The following is a 17,322-nucleotide window of genomic DNA, read 5'->3' as shown; positions in this document are numbered from 1 at the left end:
TTCCCTATTCACGCCGGAATGCCTTGAGTGATCCTGATTATCAAGGGAGTTAGGGTATACCCCGCCTCCCCCCGGCGTGGGTCAAAGGTCTGATAACCGGACTGTCAGGGCTTTGCCAACCGCAAAGTCATCCAGACTATGACAAATCGCCGCGCTGCATTATGCGACAGCCATGCGTATCGCTCTCTACCAGCCCGAAATCGCCGGCAATGTCGGCGCCATCCTGCGCCTCGCCGCCTGTTTTGCCGTGCCCGTCGACATCATCATGCCGACCGGATTCGCCTTTTCCGACGCCCGGCTGAAGCGCGCGGCAATGGATTATGGCGCAGCGGCCGAAGTCGTGCGCCACGCCAATTTCGAGGCATTTGATGCCGAAAGACGGGCCGCCGGCCGCCGTTTGCTGCTGATGAGCAGCCACGCGTCGGAACGGCTGCCCGACGTGACATTTCGCAGTGACGATGTCTTGCTGATGGGATCGGAAAGCGCGGGCGTGCCCGATCATGTCCGCGATCTGGCCGATATTCGCGTGCGCATTCCGATGGCGCCGGGCTTCCGCTCGCTCAACATCGCCGTTTCCACCGGCATCGCCGTTGCCGAGGCCCTTCGCCAGACCGGGAGCTTCCCCGCATGACGCCTGACATACGCTTCACCCTGAACCCGCAGCAGCAGGCGGCCCGTACCTGGTTCGAATCGCTGCGCGACCGGATCTGCGCAGAGTTCGAGGCGATCGAGCGCGAAGCCGGCAGCGACGCCAGCTTCGCCTACACCCCCTGGGACCGCGAGGCCGACGGCGTGGCGCCGGGCGAAGGCGGTGGCGGCGTGCGCGGGGTGATGAAGGGCAAGGTCTTCGAGAAGGTGGGCGTCAATGTCTCGACGGTGACCGGCGATCTTGCCCCCGGCTTTGCCCAGACCATCCATGGCGCGGCCGACAATCCGGCCTTTTTCGCCACCGGCATCAGCCTGGTCGCGCATATGGCGAACCCGCATGTGCCGTCCGTCCACATGAACACCCGCTTCCTCAACACCAGCAAGACCTGGTTCGGCGGCGGCGCAGACCTCAATCCGCCCCTGCCGCGCGACGAGGATACGGCGGATTTCCATGCGGTGTTGCAGGCCGCCTGCGACGCCCATGATCCGGCCTTTTATCCGCGCTTCAAGGCCTGGGCGGACGACTATTTCTTCATCCCCCATCGCGGCGTGCATCGCGGCGTCGGCGGCATCTTCTACGATCATCTCGACTGCGCGGACGATGCCGCGTTCGACGCCAATTTCGCCTTCACCCGCGATGTCGGCGATGCTTTCCTGGCCGCCTTCCCGCCGATCGTACGGCGGCGGATGAACGAGGCGTGGAGCGAGGAAGAGTATCGCACCATGCTGGAATGGCGCGGCCGCTATGCCGAATTCAACCTGGTTCATGACCGCGGCACCCTGTTCGGGCTCAAGACCGGCGGCAATATCGACGCGATCCTGATGAGCCTGCCGCCGATGGCGAGCTGGAGCTGACCCGATGGCGCTGACCCCGGTCGATCCGCGCGAGATCGCGACCATCGTCACCCATCTGGAAATGCGCGAACGGCCAAAACCCGCGCCGATCCCGCCCGCGCCGCTGCGGCTGGTGCCGTGGAAGACGCCGGACCTTGCCGCCTATCGCGCCCTGTTCCGCCGCGTGGGCGAGCCATGGCTGTGGTTCTCGCGGCTGGTGATGCCGGACGATCAGCTCGCGGCCATTCTGCATGATCCCTTGGTCGAGGTCTATGCCGTCACCGATCCGCGCGGGGTGGAGGTCGGCCTGCTGGAGCTGGATTTCCGCAGCCCGTCACAATGCGAGCTGGCCTTTTTCGGGCTGGTGCCCTCGCTCAACGGCAAGGGCCTTGGCAAATGGCTGATGGCGCAGGCCAAGTCACTCGCCTGGCGCAAGGGGGTGGAGCGCTTCTGGGTCCATACCTGCACGCTCGACAGCCCGGCGGCGCTCGGCTTCTACATCAAGTCGGGCTTCACGCCTTATGGCCGGGAGATCGAAACCTTCGCCGATCCGCGCCTGCTGGGCCTGCTGCCGCCCGACGCGGCGCCGCAGATTCCGATGTTCGGTCAGCCCGCCGACGCCTGACGATAGATGCGGGCCAGCATCACCAGCATATAGACCTGGATCACCGTCGATACCGCCGCCGAGGCGACGCCGCCCACCAACCGGGCGGCCTCCGGCCCAGCGGCAAGGCCAGCGAGCGCACCGAAGATCGTCTGCGCCGCCATGCTGGCAATGCCCGACAGCAGGGTGATCAGGATGATGAAGCCCAGCAACCGCCAGAAGCAGCCCCGCGTCAGCACCCAGGCATGGCGCAGCGAGGGCACCACCCCCTGATTGCCGTCGATCACCGCCGGATTGAGCAGCATCAGCCGGACGCTGGCGAAGATCGTGGCGCCGCCGACAAAGGCGCCGAGGATAGCGCCGATGCTGGTGCCCACAGACTCCGAGACCAGGCTGGCCAGAACGGCGACCAAAATCGCGGCCAGCATCAGCCCGCCGATCAGGAACATGGCGAGCAAGGCTGTGCCCAGCAGCACAGGCAGTCGCGCGAAGCCGAGGCGCAACGCCTCCCCCACGCTGATGCCCGGCCGCAGCGCCAGCGCAAACAGCGTCAGCGATCCGAACCAGATGATGATAACGCCCAGCAGCGTCGCCAGCGCAAAGCCCGGCGGAATATCGGGCAGGCCGGTGCGCTGGGGATTGGCCATCCATTCGGCCAGTTGCGGCGGCGTCATTTCCTGCAGGATCAACCCCGGCAGGGCCAGGAACAGCAGCGCGACGGGAAAGAGCAGCGACGCTTCGCGGGCGACGAAGGCAACCGCCTCCTCCCACGCCTTGCCGATCGAGACTGCCGCCATATCTAATGCCTACCCCTGTCCTGCGAAATGCGGCCCGAGACTTGATCGCTCGCCCCGCTCAAGTCAAGGAAGCGCCATGACCGATCCCCTGCCCTTTCCTGACGTCGAGTGGCGCAGCGATGCTACCCCCGTCGACTATCCGACCGCCCTTGCCGATATGGAGGCGCGGGCCGCCGCCATTTATGAAGGCGATGCGCGCGAGCGCGTCTGGCTGCTAGAGCATCCGCCGCTCTACACCGCCGGCACCAGCGCCGATCCGGCCGAACTGATCGACCCGCGCTTTCCTGTCCATGATGCCGGACGCGGCGGCCGCTACACCTATCATGGGCCGGGCCAGCGCATCGGCTATCTCAACATCGACCTGCGCGAACGCGGCAAGGATGTGCGCAATTTCGTCCATCATCTCGAAGGCTGGATGATCGACGCGCTCGCCGACCTGGGCATTGCCGCCCGCCGCGCCGAAGGGCGCATCGGCATCTGGACCGACGACCGGCAGGGGCGCGAGGCGAAGATCGGTGCGCTGGGCATCCGCGTCCGTCGCTGGGTCACGCTGCACGGCTTTTCGATCAACGTCGATCCCGACCTGTCCCATTTTGGCGGCATCGTGCCGTGCGGGATCAGCGAGTTTCCGGTGACCAGCATCGCCGCACTGGGCCGCAATGCCTCGATGGAAGCCCTTGATGCCGCGCTCAAGGCGCATTTCCCCGCCTTTCTCGGCCGGCTGCGGCGCTGCGGATCGGGCGACGGCACGGGACTTGAGCAATGCGGGACCGCCCGCTAGGGTCCGCCACTTCGCCAGGTGGGGGGCCGCCGGGCATGTTGAGCCATGTTATGGAGACCCGGATGCGCCTTGACGCAAGGATGATGACTGCCGCCCTGTTGATCGGCTGCATGCCGCTGGCAGGCTGCGGCGGTGGCGGCGAAAAGAGCGGCAACACGGTGCAGATGAAGGATATGGAAGTGGTCGATGGCACCGCCACCGACGCCATGACCGATCTGGACGGCGTGCAGAGCGAGGGCACCAGCCTGGCCCTGCCGGACAACCGCACCGAACCCAAGGCCGCTGCCCCGGCCAAGGCGGACAATGGGACCGCACCCGCCAATGATGAGGAAGTCGTGTCGGATCAGTGAGGCTTTTGCCGTTCACTTCCGATACAGCCGCGCTATAGTCGATGCCGTTATGGGGGTATGGGGCGTTCGCGCCGTCAAGACCCCGGCTGAGAGGGTTTATTCAATGACGTTCCGTTTTCGCTCGCGCCAGGCCTTTGCCGCCCTGACGATCGCTGCCGCGTCGCTCGCCGCCGCGCAGCCGGCCACCGCGCAATTCTTCTGGTCGCCGCCCGACATGTCGGCCCCTGCCCTGACGGACGAAGCCGCCGCCACCGCGCTGGGCCTGCCTGGCGCCACGGCCGACGAGATCAAGGCTGGCCTCACCTGGAACCTGCGCGCCGCGATCAACGTCGCCGCGCTGCAGTGCCAGTTCGAACCGACCCTGCTGTCGGTCAGCAACTACAACGCCATGATCGCCCATCATGACGCCGAACTTGACGCGGCGCAGGCGACGCTGCTCAGCTATTTCCAGCGCACCAAGGGCAAGGGCAAGCCCGGCCAGTCGGCGTCCGACATGTATAATACCCGCATCTATTCGGGCTATTCGACGGTCCAGGCGCAACGCGGCTTTTGCCAGGCGGCGGCGGCGGTCGGTCGCCAGGCGATCTTCGCCGATCGCGGCCAGCTCAACGTCGTCGCGCGCCAGGGCCTGGCTTCGATCAAGAAGTCGCTCGTCCATGCCGGCGAGCAATATTATGGCGATCCGGGCTGGAACTATCAGCTCGCTTTGCCCTCGCTCGACGCCAAATGCTGGAAGAAGGGCGTGCTGCTGCCCGAATGCCACCAGCAGTGGAACCAGAAGGCAGGCGTCCAGCCCTGATCTGACGGAGACTTAACGCAGGCCCAGATATTTATGGGCCTGCACCGTCAACCGCCAGCGCGGCCGGGCCATCACCAGATCGATGGCCGCGCGGGCATTGTCCACGGCATGGGCATCGTCGAGCGGCTGGACCAGCAGATGGTCGAAGCCCCAGCCCTCCATCGCCTCGACATCGGCCAGGCTGTGGCCGCCATCGGGCTGCGGCCAGACCAGCTTCAGCTCATTGCCCTTCACTTGGACCACGTCGCTGCCCGCCTTGGGGCTGATGCAGACCCAGTCGATGCCCGGATGCGCCGGCAAGGTGCCGTTGCTTTCGATCGCGATGGTGAAGCCACGGGCATGGAGCGCGTCGATCAGCGCATCGTCGACCTGCAACATCGGCTCGCCACCGGTCAGGACGATATAGGGGCCTTCCCCCTCGCCCCAGAAGGCGAATGCCGCATCGGCGAGCGCGTCGGCGGTCGCGAACTTGCCGCCGCCATCACCGTCGGTGCCGACGAAATCGGTATCGCAGAAGCGGCATACGGCATCGCGCCGGTCCTGCTCGCGCCCGCTCCACAGGTTGCAGCCGGCAAATCGCAGGAAGACCGCGCGCCGCCCCGCCTGCACCCCTTCGCCCTGCAGGGTCAGGAACATTTCCTTGACCGCATAGGTCATGTGTCAGGCCTTTCCAGGACGCGTCGCATAGACGGTGGGATCGGGCAGCCCTGCTTCCTCGAAGCCCTTCGAGCGCAGGCGGCAACTGTCGCACAGGCCGCAATGCTTGTTGTCGGGCGTCGGATCATAGCAGGACCAACTGAGCCCGGCATCCAGGCCCAGGCGATGCGCCTCGCGCACGATGTCCGCCTTGGTCATGAACTGCAGCGGCGTATTGATGCGGATCGGATGGCCCTCGACCCCCGCCTTGGTCGCCAGCGTCGCCATTTTCTGGAACGCGTCGATAAATTCGGGACGGCAGTCGGGATAGCCCGAATAGTCGAGTGCATTGACGCCGATATAGATGTCGCTGGCCGAAGCGACTTCGGCCAGGCCCAGCGTCAGCGACAGGAAGATGGTGTTGCGCGCCGGCACATAGGTGACGGGGATTTCGTCGCCCACGCCGCCCTTGGGCACTTCGATGTCGGCGGTCAGTGCCGACCCGCCAAAGGCCGTGAGGTCGAGCGGCAGCACGATATGCGACATGGCATTGAGCGCCGTCGCCACCTTGGCCGCGGCGCGCAGTTCGACGCGATGGCGCTGATTATAATCGATCGTCAGCGCCAGGACGCGATAGCCCGCTTCGCGCGCGAGCCCGCCCGCGACCATTGAATCCAGCCCGCCCGAAAGCAGGACGACGGCGAATTTTCCATTCTGTGCGACCATGATGCTGCGCTAGACCTCGTTATGTTGCAGTGCAAGGGGGCCGCCGGTCAGCGGCATGCCCCGACATGGCGCCCTTCGACCATGTTGGAAAAGGGCGCGCCGTCGCTGATCCCCTGCGATCGTATCTGGATGAGGCGCGGCGTTTCGACGCGCAGGTCGGTGCGCGCATTGCCGGCCGCACCGCAATCGAAGGTCACGGTGGCGGCAGCAGGCGCATCGCTGACCACGAACGGCTTGCAGCCGGGGCCGGCATTGGCCGGCTCCAGCAACTGATGCGGCATCGTCACGCACAGGCGGCGGGGCGGCGCGGTGGGATCATCGCGCAGGCGCAATTCCCATTCGCCCGTTTCCAGCTTGGCGAGCGCAGCCAGTTGCGGAGCATTCGCCGCCCCGGCCCAGCTTGCCATCATCATTGCCGCCGCGGCGCCCAGCGCCTGCAGCCCCAGCCTTGCCATCTTGCGTCCAGACCTTGTCATCGGCGCCGGGGAGCGGCGCCATGCTTCATCCTGTTGTGCCGCGCAATTGCGGCAATTTGATAGCGCGGGGCGAACGGCCCTGCCGCAATTGCCCCGCGCCAGCTTTCAATGGGTGACGAAACTGTCCAGCGCCAACGGGAACAACCGCGAGCAGAAGGCGCAATCGACGCCGATAATGCCCTTCTCGTCCGCCATCGCCACCCGTTCGTCGGCCGGGAAGCGGCCGATCACATCGCGAATATGGGCAAGGTCACAGCGACAGCCCTTGGCAAGCGCCGTCGTTTCGGTGACGCGCACCTCTTCCTCCTCATGGAACAGGCGCCAGGCGATGTCGGTCAGCGGCAGGTCGAGATCGGTCAGTTCCTCGTCGCGCAGCGTGCCGGCCAGCGCCTGCACATGTTCCCATTCGGGATGGTCATGGCGCACATGCAGGCGCTCGCGCCCCACTTCGCCCTCGGGCAGATGCTGGAGCAGCAGGCCCGCCGCGACGCAGCCTTCGCCCGGCTCATGCCGGGTCGCGATCTGGACGATGCTGGGGATCTGTTCGGACTGGAAGAAATAATGCTCCGCCGCCTCGGCCAGCGACGATCCGTCCAGCGGCACGATGCCCTGATAGCGCTCGCCGGTCGCCGCCTGGTCGAAGGTGATCGCCAGATAGCCCTTGCCGAACAGGCCGAACAGGGTCGGATCGCTGCCGATTTCCGCCAGCCGTTCGGCATCGAACTTGGCATAGCCGCGCAGTTCGCCGCCCTTGTAATCGGCCACCAGCAGGCTGACGACGCCATTTTCGGTCTGCGCCTGCAGGGTCAACTGGCCGCCGGCATCCTTGAGCAGGCTACCGAGCAGCGCGCCCAGCACCAGCGAGGACGCCAGCACCCGCTCGATCGCCGGGGGATAGGCATGGGCAGACAGCACCTGGTCCAGCACCGGCCCCAGCCGAACGAAACGGCCACGCACATGGCGCGAGGGGATGGTGAAGCCAAGGGCCTGATCGACATTGCTACTGGTCACGATATTTCCTTCCGATCCACCCGCCCCGAAAGCCGCGAGGGCCCGTCCTCCGCTTCCCAGCGCAGGACAGGCCCCGTCATCTTTCAGGGCGAACGGAAAATTTCGCCCGAATATAGGGTGAGCTTACAGCTTTCCAAGCGCCCAGAGCAGAACCGACTTCTGGGCATGGATGCGGTTCTCCGCCTCGTCCCAGATCAGCGACTGCGGACCGTCGATCACCGCCTCGACCACTTCCTCGCCGCGATGGGCGGGCAGGCAGTGGAGGAATTTGGCGTCGGCCTTGGCGCCCGCCATCAGCTCCGGCGTCACCTGATAGGGCATCATCGCCGCCAGCTTTGCCTCGGCATGGGCCTGGCCCATGGAGATCCAGGTGTCGGTGACCACGACGTCGGCACCGGCCACCGCCTGCGCCGCATCGCGGGTCAGGGTGATGGTCGAACCCGCTGCCTGCGCTGCGGCGGCAAAGGACGGATCGGGATCATAGCCCTCAGGGATGCCCATGCGCACGTCGAACTTCATCAGGCCGGCGGCCTCGACGATCGAGTGGAGGACGTTGTTGCCGTCGCCCAGCCACGCCCATTGGCTGCCGGGCAGCGCCAGGCCATGCTCGACCACGGTCAGCAGGTCGGCAACGATCTGGCAGGGATGCGACAGGTCCGTGAGGCCATTGATGACCGGGACGCTGGCATATTCGGCCATTTCCTCGATCTTGGCATGGTCATCGGTGCGGATCATGATCGCGTCGGCCATGCGGCTGAGCACGCGGGCCGTGTCGGCGACGGTCTCGCCGCGTCCCAACTGACTGGTCGCGCCGTCCAGGATCAGCGAATTGCCGCCGAGCTGGCGGATCGCCATGTCAAAGCTGACGCGGGTGCGCGTGCTGTTTTTCTCGAAGATCATCGCCAGCGTGTGGCCGGCGAGCGGCGCATCGGCGTCGACCCAGCCCTTGGGCTTGCCTGCCCGTGCCGCCTTGCGATCGATGGCATCAGCGATCATCGCGGCGATCGCGTCGCCGCCCGCATCGGTGAGATTCAGGAAATGCTTGGTCATTGGAAACAACCTCTAACCCGTTCAGGCTGAGCGAAGTCGAAGCCCCCGCCTGAACGAAGTGAAGGCACCTCGCTTTGCTCGGCGATACCCTTCGACTTCGCTCAGGGCGAACGGAAACTAAATGGTCAGGCCGCCTTGGCGTCCGCGAAGCTCCGCGCACCGGCGGAAATCTTCTCGATGCACTCGGCGATATGGCTTTCGTCGATGACGAGCGGCGGCAGGATGCGCAGCACATTCTGGCCCGCCGATACCGACAGGAAACCATGATGGTCGCGCAGATGGCCGACGAAGGCGCGCGCATCATAGGCGTCCTTCATCTTGACGCCCAGCATCAGCCCCATGCCGCGCACATCCTCGAACATGTCGTCATGGTTTGGGATCATCTGCTCCAGCGCGGAGCGTAGACGCGCGCCCATCGCCGTCACCTGCTCCAGGAAGCCGTCCGCCAGCACCTCTTCCAGCACCGCGATGCCCACCGCCATGGCGAGCGGGTTGCCGCCATAGGTGGAACCATGGGTGCCGAACACCATGCCCTTGGCCGCTTCCTCGGTGGCGAGACAGGCGCCGAGCGGGAAGCCCGCGCCGATGCCCTTGGCCACCGCCATGATGTCCGGCGTCACGCCATATTGCTCATGGGCGAAGAAGGTGCCGGTGCGGGCATAGCCGCACTGCACTTCGTCCAGGATCAGCAGCAGGCCATGCTCGTCGCACGCCTTGCGCAGGCCGGTCAGGAATGCCTGGGTTGCCGGGGTCACGCCACCTTCACCCTGCACCGGTTCCAGCAGGAAACCGGCGGTATTGTCATCGATCGCGGCCAGTGCCGCGTCGAGATCGTTGAAGGGCACGACCTGGAAACCGGGCAGCAGCGGCTCGAAACCATCGCGCATCTTGGGCTGGCTGGTCGCCGAAATGGTGCCCAGCGTGCGGCCGTGAAAGGCGTTGTCGAAGCTGATGATCTTGTGCCGGTGCGCTTGCCCATTGGCATAATGATAGCGGCGCGCGGTCTTGATCGCGCACTCGACCGCTTCGGCACCCGAATTGGTGAAGAAGACGGTGTCCGCGAAACTATTATCAACCAGCTTCTGCGCAAATTCCTCCCCCAGCGGCGAACCGTAGAGGTTGGAGATATGCATCAGCGTCGCAGCCTGATCGGCAATGGTCTTCACCAGCTTGGGGTGGCCATGGCCCAGCAGATTGACGGCGATGCCGCTGGCGAAGTCGAGATAGCGCTCGCCGCGCTCCCCGATCAGGTAGCAGCCCTCGCCTCGGACCGGACGCACATCGCACCGGGGGTAAACGGGCATGAGCGGCGTAATCGACATGTGCCTTCCCTTTCTGGGTTGATGCTGCGCGTCCGTGCGCATTGGATATAACGCAAAAAGGCGGCCCCCGCCGGGCCGCCCTTGTGCGAGTGCCGCCTATACAGGCCACCGGAAGGGGGTGCAACCCCGCAACCGGGCCAGTCGACAGCCTATGGACTGATCGCGCCGTGAGCGATCAGGGCTGGCCGATCTGGCTCCAGGCATCGGCAATCTCGCCGACCATGGCGCGGGCCTGCTCGACCGGCGCGGCATCATGCTCCTTGGCGCTGACCAGCAGCAGGCGGCGGGCCTCGCGATAGATGCGCGCCAGGCCGGTGGCAATGTCGCCGCCCTTGTCGAAGTCGAGGCTCGCTTCCAGCGCGAACAGAATCGACATGGCGCGCGCCTGCTTGTCGGACACCTTCAGCCGGTCGCCATTGCGTTCGGCCAGCGCCGTGGCATCGAGCGCGATCAGCAGTTCGTCGAACAGGATCTTGACCAGCGCGTGGGGCGTGGCGCCCTCGATCCGGCTGCCCGAATGCACCGCCGCATAGCGCCGTGCCGCTGCCGTACCCGCAAAGCTGTGATTATAGAACATGTTTCAAAGTCCCCGATTAACTGTCGCTCTTGTTCCAGGCATCGATCTGCTGCTGGAGATAGCTTTGGGTTGCGTTGAGCGCAGACAGCTTGGTCTGCATTGCCGAATAGATGGAAGTCAGGCGCGCCTCATAGTCGGCCATGTCCTCGTCCAGCTTTTCGAGCTGTTCGGTCAGGCTGTCGGCCAGCTTCTCATAACGGTCCTGCGCCGCCCTGATCGGGCCGTTGTCCAGCTCGATATTGTCGCGCACGCTGTCCATCAGGCCCGACAGGCCCAGATTATCGGCGGTCGACTTGGCGGGATTGAGCATCTTGGTGATGCCCGCCGGATCGGCGGCCAGCGCCTTGTCCAGCGTATCGGTGTTGAGTGTCAGCGTGCCGTCGCGGTTGGTCGCGATGCCGATATCGGCCAGCGTCTTGTAGCTGCCGGTCGAGGCCAGCTGGGTCGATGTGATCTTCGACAGCTGCGACTTCATGTCGCGCACTGCCGACACACCGTTGAGGACGCCCGCGGTCGACGAATCCGTGCCGGTCGAGGTCGACGTGTTCAGCGCCTTCATCAGCGTATTATAGGCGTCGACAAATTCCTGCAGCAGATCCTTCATCGTCGCGGTCGGCTGCGTCATGGTCAGGTTGACCGTGCTGTTGACGTCCGCCGCGGTCAGTTCGATCCGCAGATAGGGGATCGCATCGTCGATGGTGTTGCTGGCATATTCATAGTCGGTGCCGTCGAGCGTGATCTTCGCATTGGCCGGGTCCGACGTCGAGGTCATCGCGCTGCTGTTGAGGCCGGCGAGAACGCTGGTCGAGCTGTCAGCCGAGCTGGTGATGGTGAAATCATTGGCCGCGCCGGTTTCGCCCTTGAACACTAGCCGCGTGCCCTGTGCATCGGTGACGACGCTCGCGGTCACGCCGATGTCGGCGGCGTTGATCGCCGAAGCCAGGCCGGAGAAACTGTTATTGCTCGAATCGACGGTGATCGTGGCGGTCTTGCCGCCCGCCGTCGTGATGGTGAGCGAGCCAGTGCCGACCGCCGTGCTGCTGGTGGCGCCGCTGGTCGCGGCCGAGGCGAAGATGCGGGCGGTCGCCAGCGACTTCACCACCAGCTGTGCCGGCATGCCCGTCGGCGTGCCGCCGCTCAGCAGGCTGACCGACGCGATGTTGGTGTTGGTCGAATTGGGCGTGCCGGTATATTCGGCTCCCGACAGGACGCTGGTGAGCGCATCGGCGAAGGTGTCGAGCGAACTGATGGCCGACGCCAGCGCCGAGATGCGGGCATTGTTGGTCGTCTGCTGGGTGGTGATCGCGGACTGGCGCGGGTCGCGGGTCGCGCTGACCAGGCTGGTGACGAGCGCGCTCGTGTCGATGCCCGAATTGGCACCCAGCGCCGACAGGATGCTGCTCCCTACCGATGTCGTCGTCGTTGCCATGGGCCGTCCTTTCAAATGAGAGAACGGCCGTAGCGCGAAGATGTTTAGGAATGATTTTCAAGCTGATGGCAAAGCCCGCAAAAAAGCGGGCATGGCCGCGATCAGATCGCCGATGCGGACAGGATCTGGTCGACGGTTCCGCGCGCAACATGCGCCTGAGCCGCATAGGCATAGCTGGCCTGCTGGGCGATCCGCTTGGCCAGATCGGCGGCCTGCTCCACCGCCTCGCGCGTGGCGGGCGGCAGCGGAATGTAGATGAAGGGCTGCGGCATCATCGCCTGGACGGCGGCCGATGCGCCATCGACCGACACATCCCCTTGGCCGGCGCGCATATCGGCCAGGATATCGGCGATCCGGGCATGGATGCGCGCATATTCGGCGGCGCCGGCGGCATCTTCGTCGACCGCAACGATATCAACTGCAAAACTCTCCTGCCTGCGCGCATCGCTGGCAGACATGTTGCCCTGCTCGGTCGAAGATTCCGTCGCTGAAACCGGCTGAACGGCCGCAGCCGGCACCGGCGCGCGAACGACGCTCCGATCCACTGGCGAAATCTCGCTACGCGAAAAATACTCGTTCATGACGCACCATCCTAATGCGTCCCCGTAAACAGAATACGGACAAGCGTGGCTAAACTTTAATTCACCATCGCCCTAATTCTTCGATCAACTGCCAAGTATCAGCAAATTCTCTACAATTTCTTTCCATCCGGATCGAAACGCAGATCTTCGGGCACGGTAATGAATGGACGGTCCATTTCCGTCGCCATCTTGTTCTCGACCCGGAAGACGAAGGCCAGCACCGTCGCCACCGCCATGTAGAGGCCTTCATTGACGATCTCGCCAGCGCGCGAGGTAAAGTAGATGGCGCGCGCCAGCTCGGGATATTGCAGCACCGACACGCCATGATCCTCGGCCAGTTCGCGGATCGAGGCCGCGATCGCGTCACAGCCGCGCGCGACCACGACCGGCGCGGCGTCCACGCCGGGCCGATAGCGCAGCGCCACCGCGAAATGGGTCGGGTTGGTGATGATGACACTGGCCTCTGCCACCGCCTGGCGGGTCGATCCGTTCAGCACCTCGAACTGGCGCCGGCGGATCTGCCCCTTGAGTTCGGGCGAGCCTTCGCTTTCCTTATGCTCGTCCTTGATGTCCTGCTTGCTCATGCCCAGCCGCTTGCCGCGCTGGAAAATCTGCATCGGCACGTCGATACCGGCGATCACGAACAGCCCGCCCGCCATCACCAGGCAGACCAAGATGAACATATTGCCCAGGTCGCTGATCGCATTGCCGACGCCGGCCTTGCCCAGGCCGATGATCGCGGTCAGCCGGTCCCAGATCATCCAGAAGCCGACCGCGCCCAGCAGCCCCACCTTGGCAATCGACTTGACCAGTTCGATCAGCCCCTGCGCGCCGAACATGCGCTTGAGGCCCGAAGCCGGGTTCATCTTCGACGCCTTGGGCGCGAAGGCGCCGGGCCGGAAGCCCAGCGATCCGAGCAGCGCCGGCGCCGCGATCGCGGCAAAGAAGGTCGCGAGCAATACGCCGCCCACCGGCAGCGCGATGTCCGCCAGCAGGCCGGTGCCGCGCGTCACCGGCGAGAAGTTCACGATATCCTCGCGCCCGAAGCGCAGCGCGCGGGTCAGCATGCCCGACAGCGCGTCGATCAGGCCCGGCCCGGCGACCGCCAGCCAGCCGATGCCGGCCATCACCACCAGGGCCGTCCCCAGTTCGCGGGACTGGAGGATGTCGCCTTCCTTGGCGGCATCCTGCAATTTCTTCTGTGTCGGTTTTTCGGTCTTTTCGCCGCCCTCGGATCCGCCCGCCATGGCTCAGCGTCCTTCCGAGATGGCGCGGGCCTGTTCCAGCCCCGACTTGAGCGCGATGGTGATGCCCTCGCCCATCACCGGCACCGCCATCGCCAGCAGCACCAGCCCCGCCATCACTGCCATCGGCATGCCGACGGCGAACAGGTTGAGCGCGGGCGCGGTGCGCGCCAGCATGCCCATGACGATCTGCACCAGCACCAGCGCAAAGCCGACCGGCAGCGCGATCGTGACCCCGGCACCCAGCAGCGAGCCGCCAAACTGGATCATGTGCCAGACCGCATCATTGCTGAGCATCGCCGCGCCCGGCGGCAGCGCCTTGTAGCTCTGCACCACGAAGCTGACGAGCAGCAGATGGCCGTCCATCGCCAGCAGCAGGAAGGTCGAGAGGATCGACAGGAACTGGCCGACCGCCTGCGTCCCCTGCCCCGACCCCGGATCGACCATCGCGGCAAAGCCCAGCCCCATGGTGTTGGCAATCGCCTCACCCGCGACGAAGGCGGCGGAATAGCCGATCTGCACGGCAAAACCCATGGCAAGGCCCGTCAGCACTTCGCCGGCGACCAGCATCACGCCTTCGAAACTGGCGACGCCATCATGCGGCAACTGGATGGTGACGCTGTTGAGGGCGGCCATGCCAAGCGCGAGCGAGAGGATCAGGCGCAACTGAAGCGGCATCGCGGGCGCACCGAAGACGGGCGCGGCCAGAAAGGCCGCACCGGGGCGGATCATGGCAATCAGCCAGATCCACAATTGCGTCTCGACGCCTGCGAAGCCGGGTGCGATCATTGCAGCAGGTCCGGTATCCGCTCGAATATCTCGCGCGTGAAGTCAGCGATCAGCACCATGATCGACCCACCGAACAGGGTCAGCATCGCCCCCACGACCAGAATCTTGGGAATGAAGCTGAGCGTCTGTTCGTTGATCGACGTCGCGGCCTGGACCATGCCGATCAGCACGCCCGCGACCAGCGCCGGAATCAGGATCGGCGCCGTCGCCAGCGCCGTGATCCACAGCGCATGCTGTGCCAGGCCCATGAAGAAATCCGCATTCTCCATTGCCGCCCTCCTATGTCGCGAAGGAGCCGGCGAGCGACCCCATCGTCAGCGCCCAGCCATCGACCAATACGAACAGCAACAGCTTGAAGGGCATGGAGATGATCGTGGGCGACAGCATCATCATGCCCAGCGCCATCAGGGTCGATGCGACGACCAGGTCGATGATGAGGAAGGGCAGGAAGATCATGAAGCCGATCTGGAACGCGGTCTTCAACTCGCTGGTGACGAAGGCCGGCAGCAGGATCGTGAAGGGAATATCGTCGGGCGTGCGGAAGGCCGGGGCCTCCGCCATATTGGCGAACAGCTTGAGGTCGCTCTCGCGCGTCTGCTTGGCCATGAAGCCGTGCAGCACCTTGCCCGAACGGCCGACCGCTTCCTCGATCGATATCTGGCCCTTGCCATAGGGATCATAGGCCTGGCCGTTGATCTGGTCGATCACCGGTCGCATCACGAACAGCGACAGGAACAGGGCAAGCCCGACCAGCACCTGGTTGGGCGGCGTCTGTTGCAGGCCCATCGCCTGGCGCAGCAGCGACAGGACGATGATGATCCGGGTGAAGCTGGTCATCATGAGGATCAGCGACGGCAGGACCGACAGCAGGCTCATGAGGACGAGGATCTGCAGCGACAGCGACAGCGAGCGGCCGTCGCCCGAAATCTGTCCCATCGCGCGGGTCAGCGCGCCGCCATTGTCGACCGGCGCAGGCGCGGCCGGCACCGCCTGTGCCAGCGCAGGATCGACCAGCATCAGCCCGGCGGTCAGCAGGATGCCGCCGACCAGCCAGTGACTAGCGCGCACGATAGGGGTCGCCTTCCGCGATCTTCTCGATCCGGCCACGGGTGACCGACAGCAGGATCTTCTTGCCCTCGAACTCGACCACGGCCAGCTTGCCGAACGTGCCCATCGGCAGCGCTTCCAGCAGCTTCAACGACCGATCATTCTGGCCGACCATCATGCCGGGCTGATATTTGCGCCACAGCCACAAGGCACCAAAGGCCATGCCGCCCACAAGCGGCAGCAGGATCAGCAATTTGACGAAATACCAGAACATGCACGCGCCCCGCGTTTAGGTTAATGCGTCATCCGATCCGCAAGAATGGGCCGCAAGGCAAGCGCAAAAGCACGGCCCTGCGATCAGCCGCGCCGTTCGACCCCGGCCATGCGGGTTTCGGTGGCGGCGATATCGACGATGCGGATGCCATAGCGGCCGTTCACCGTCACGACCTCGCCCTTGGCGATCAGCGCGCCATTGACCATGATGTCGAGCAGTTCGTCGGCCTGGCGATCCAGTTCCACGATGCTGCCTTCGGCCAGGTCCATGACTTCGGCCAGGCGCAGCGAGGTCGATCCGACCTCCACCGACATGCGCACCGGAATATCGGCCAGCAGCTTGAACTGGCGGTTCGCCGCCATGCGGCTGGCGCTGTCTTCCCCACGGGGATCCATCATCGGGGCGTCGCTCATATCACTCATTGTTCCGGTCCCTGTGCAATCTTTTCAATCTGGAAGGCGGCACGGCCATCCTGTTCGCCGATCGTGCCGTGCGCGACGATCCTGTCGCCGACGATCAGCGGCAGGCTGCGGCCGATCGTCACGGGTATGATGTCGCCAGTCTTGAGCTGCATCAGCTCCGCCAGCGAGAGATTGGGGCGGGCCAGCACGGTCCGGGCCGGCAGGCGGATGTCGCGCATGCGGCGCGCCACGCGCGCCTGCCATACCGGATCGACATGCTCGTCATCGCTTGCGACCTTGCTGCCCATCAGCGCCTCGACGCCGCGCAGCGCCGCCAGCGGGAAGACCATGTCGATCGACCATTCGCGATCCCGGTCCAGCCCGACACGGAAGCGCTGCACCACCATCTGGTCGGCGGGCTGGGCAGCGGCGGCAAAGCCGATGCCGGTTTCACGCAGCAGCAGGCCGGGTTCCAGGGGCAGGACTTCGGACCAGCATTCGACCATGCGGGCCATGATGGTTTCGGACAGGCGGGCGATCAGCCGGTCCTCGGTCGGAGTAAATTCGCCGCGCGCGGGCAGCGCCCGGTTGCCAAGGCCGCCATAGAAACAGTCGACCAGGGTCGAGATCATGGTGGCGTCCATGCACAGCAGCATCTGCCCCTTCAGGGGCAGCAGGCGATAGATGGACAGGCTGCAGAAATTGGGGGCGCCGGCCGACCAGGCGCCAAACTCCACGACCCGCGCATCCTCGGCCGCGACATGCGGGCGGATGCCGGAAATGGGTTCGATCAGCGCACGGATACGCCGGCCGAGCTTTTCACCCAGCCGGTCGAGGCCCGACAGCATTACCGGAGCTTGCGCGTCCCCCCGCCCGAAGGCGAAGGATTGAACGTGATTCATGTCTGTCCCCTGCCCTCGGCCAGGGGACTTCCCAGCGTTCAGGC

The 17,322-nt window shown here is 65.2% G+C and carries 23 protein-coding genes; 6 read left to right on the top strand and 17 right to left on the bottom strand.

The window, feature by feature from the left end; genetic code table 11:
* The first annotated feature begins 172 nt into the window (after positions 1-172).
* The 3 genes from DIZ22_RS01960 to DIZ22_RS01950 are packed head-to-tail and all read left to right on the top strand — an operon-like array spanning position 173 to position 2,107.
* Positions 173-631, top strand: a complete 459-nt coding sequence (locus tag DIZ22_RS01960) for a tRNA (cytidine(34)-2'-O)-methyltransferase (protein ID WP_004208162.1) — start codon at positions 173-175, stop codon at positions 629-631.
* Positions 628-1,503 carry an oxygen-dependent coproporphyrinogen oxidase gene (gene hemF / locus DIZ22_RS01955; protein ID WP_048938712.1) on the top strand — a complete coding sequence of 292 codons (876 nt, stop codon included), beginning with the start codon at positions 628-630 and terminating at the stop codon, positions 1,501-1,503. The genes DIZ22_RS01960 and hemF overlap by 4 nt, the downstream gene beginning before the upstream one ends.
* A gap of 4 nt (positions 1,504-1,507) precedes the next feature.
* A complete protein-coding gene (locus DIZ22_RS01950; RefSeq protein ID WP_048938711.1) occupies positions 1,508-2,107 on the top strand; it encodes a GNAT family N-acetyltransferase in 600 nt (199 codons plus the stop codon).
* Here DIZ22_RS01950 and DIZ22_RS01945 read toward each other — a convergent pair.
* Positions 2,089-2,883 carry a hypothetical protein gene (locus tag DIZ22_RS01945; RefSeq protein ID WP_048938710.1) on the bottom strand — a complete coding sequence of 265 codons (795 nt, stop codon included), beginning with the start codon at positions 2,881-2,883 and terminating at the stop codon, positions 2,089-2,091. The genes DIZ22_RS01950 and DIZ22_RS01945 overlap by 19 nt on opposite strands.
* Positions 2,884-2,959: 76 nt before the next feature.
* On the opposite strand from DIZ22_RS01945, the gene lipB reads away from it, so the two are divergent.
* The 3 genes from lipB to DIZ22_RS01930 all read left to right on the top strand — a co-directional run bounded on the left by lipB (position 2,960) and on the right by DIZ22_RS01930 (position 4,813).
* Positions 2,960-3,664 (top strand): lipoyl(octanoyl) transferase LipB, encoded by a 705-nt coding sequence (gene lipB / locus DIZ22_RS01940; protein ID WP_048938709.1) that lies wholly within the window; start codon positions 2,960-2,962, stop codon positions 3,662-3,664.
* A 62-nt stretch (positions 3,665-3,726) separates the two neighbouring features.
* Positions 3,727-4,014, top strand: coding sequence for a hypothetical protein (locus tag DIZ22_RS01935; RefSeq protein ID WP_048938722.1), 288 nt, complete (start codon positions 3,727-3,729; stop codon positions 4,012-4,014).
* A 103-nt stretch (positions 4,015-4,117) separates the two neighbouring features.
* Entirely contained in the window at positions 4,118-4,813 is a 696-nt protein-coding gene (locus DIZ22_RS01930) for a hypothetical protein (protein WP_048938708.1), read from the top strand.
* A 12-nt stretch (positions 4,814-4,825) separates the two neighbouring features.
* Here the strand turns inward: DIZ22_RS01930 and queE are convergent, their stop codons facing one another.
* From queE to DIZ22_RS01850, 16 genes are all read right to left on the bottom strand, one after another.
* Complete coding sequence (queE, locus tag DIZ22_RS01925) at positions 4,826-5,470, bottom strand: 7-carboxy-7-deazaguanine synthase (protein ID WP_037507690.1); 645 nt, start codon at positions 5,468-5,470, stop codon at positions 4,826-4,828.
* A gap of 3 nt (positions 5,471-5,473) precedes the next feature.
* Positions 5,474-6,175, bottom strand: a complete 702-nt coding sequence (gene queC, locus DIZ22_RS01920; protein ID WP_004208170.1) for a 7-cyano-7-deazaguanine synthase QueC — start codon at positions 6,173-6,175, stop codon at positions 5,474-5,476.
* Positions 6,176-6,222: 47 nt separating this feature from the next.
* On the bottom strand, positions 6,223-6,630 hold the full coding sequence (locus DIZ22_RS01915) for a hypothetical protein (RefSeq protein ID WP_037507688.1): 408 nt from the start codon (positions 6,628-6,630) through the stop codon (positions 6,223-6,225).
* A 126-nt stretch (positions 6,631-6,756) separates the two neighbouring features.
* Positions 6,757-7,662, bottom strand: a complete 906-nt coding sequence (locus tag DIZ22_RS01910; protein WP_004208172.1) for an Hsp33 family molecular chaperone HslO — start codon at positions 7,660-7,662, stop codon at positions 6,757-6,759.
* Between the two features lie 123 nt (positions 7,663-7,785).
* The gene (gene argF / locus DIZ22_RS01905; RefSeq protein WP_037507687.1) at positions 7,786-8,712 is read right to left on the bottom strand and encodes an ornithine carbamoyltransferase; all 927 of its coding nucleotides are present in this window, start codon (positions 8,710-8,712) and stop codon (positions 7,786-7,788) included.
* A 125-nt stretch (positions 8,713-8,837) separates the two neighbouring features.
* The gene (locus DIZ22_RS01900) at positions 8,838-10,034 is read right to left on the bottom strand and encodes an aspartate aminotransferase family protein (protein WP_048938706.1); all 1,197 of its coding nucleotides are present in this window, start codon (positions 10,032-10,034) and stop codon (positions 8,838-8,840) included.
* 175 nt (positions 10,035-10,209) lie between these two features.
* Entirely contained in the window at positions 10,210-10,611 is a 402-nt protein-coding gene (locus DIZ22_RS01895) for a flagellar protein FliS (RefSeq protein WP_004208175.1), read from the bottom strand.
* A 16-nt stretch (positions 10,612-10,627) separates the two neighbouring features.
* Positions 10,628-12,040, bottom strand: coding sequence for a flagellar filament capping protein FliD (gene fliD, locus DIZ22_RS01890; protein ID WP_122927873.1), 1,413 nt, complete (start codon positions 12,038-12,040; stop codon positions 10,628-10,630).
* Positions 12,041-12,141: 101 nt separating this feature from the next.
* Positions 12,142-12,621 (bottom strand): hypothetical protein, encoded by a 480-nt coding sequence (locus DIZ22_RS01885; RefSeq protein ID WP_026109657.1) that lies wholly within the window; start codon positions 12,619-12,621, stop codon positions 12,142-12,144.
* Positions 12,622-12,731: 110 nt separating this feature from the next.
* The gene (locus tag DIZ22_RS01880; RefSeq protein ID WP_017503353.1) at positions 12,732-13,868 is read right to left on the bottom strand and encodes a flagellar type III secretion system protein FlhB; all 1,137 of its coding nucleotides are present in this window, start codon (positions 13,866-13,868) and stop codon (positions 12,732-12,734) included.
* 3 nt (positions 13,869-13,871) lie between these two features.
* Complete coding sequence (fliR, locus tag DIZ22_RS01875; protein WP_004208179.1) at positions 13,872-14,654, bottom strand: flagellar biosynthetic protein FliR; 783 nt, start codon at positions 14,652-14,654, stop codon at positions 13,872-13,874.
* Positions 14,651-14,923 (bottom strand): flagellar biosynthesis protein FliQ, encoded by a 273-nt coding sequence (fliQ, locus tag DIZ22_RS01870; protein ID WP_004208180.1) that lies wholly within the window; start codon positions 14,921-14,923, stop codon positions 14,651-14,653. The genes fliR and fliQ overlap by 4 nt, the downstream gene beginning before the upstream one ends.
* Before the next feature lie 10 nt (positions 14,924-14,933).
* The gene (fliP, locus tag DIZ22_RS01865; protein WP_206364625.1) at positions 14,934-15,671 is read right to left on the bottom strand and encodes a flagellar type III secretion system pore protein FliP; all 738 of its coding nucleotides are present in this window, start codon (positions 15,669-15,671) and stop codon (positions 14,934-14,936) included.
* A 40-nt stretch (positions 15,672-15,711) separates the two neighbouring features.
* Positions 15,712-15,975 (bottom strand): flagellar biosynthetic protein FliO, encoded by a 264-nt coding sequence (locus DIZ22_RS01860; RefSeq protein WP_004208182.1) that lies wholly within the window; start codon positions 15,973-15,975, stop codon positions 15,712-15,714.
* Between the two features lie 83 nt (positions 15,976-16,058).
* On the bottom strand, positions 16,059-16,397 hold the full coding sequence (gene fliN / locus DIZ22_RS01855; protein ID WP_004208183.1) for a flagellar motor switch protein FliN: 339 nt from the start codon (positions 16,395-16,397) through the stop codon (positions 16,059-16,061).
* Entirely contained in the window at positions 16,394-17,278 is an 885-nt protein-coding gene (locus DIZ22_RS01850) for a FliM/FliN family flagellar motor switch protein (RefSeq protein ID WP_048938704.1), read from the bottom strand. Before DIZ22_RS01850 ends, fliN begins: the two co-directional genes overlap by 4 nt.
* Positions 17,279-17,322 lie beyond the last annotated feature (44 nt).

This window comes from Sphingobium sp. LF-16, assembly GCF_003711185.1.
Classification (GTDB): domain Bacteria; phylum Pseudomonadota; class Alphaproteobacteria; order Sphingomonadales; family Sphingomonadaceae; genus Sphingobium; species Sphingobium yanoikuyae_A.
The sequence above is the reverse complement of the archived record's forward strand: the minus strand, read 5'-3'. Positions and strand labels throughout refer to the sequence as shown.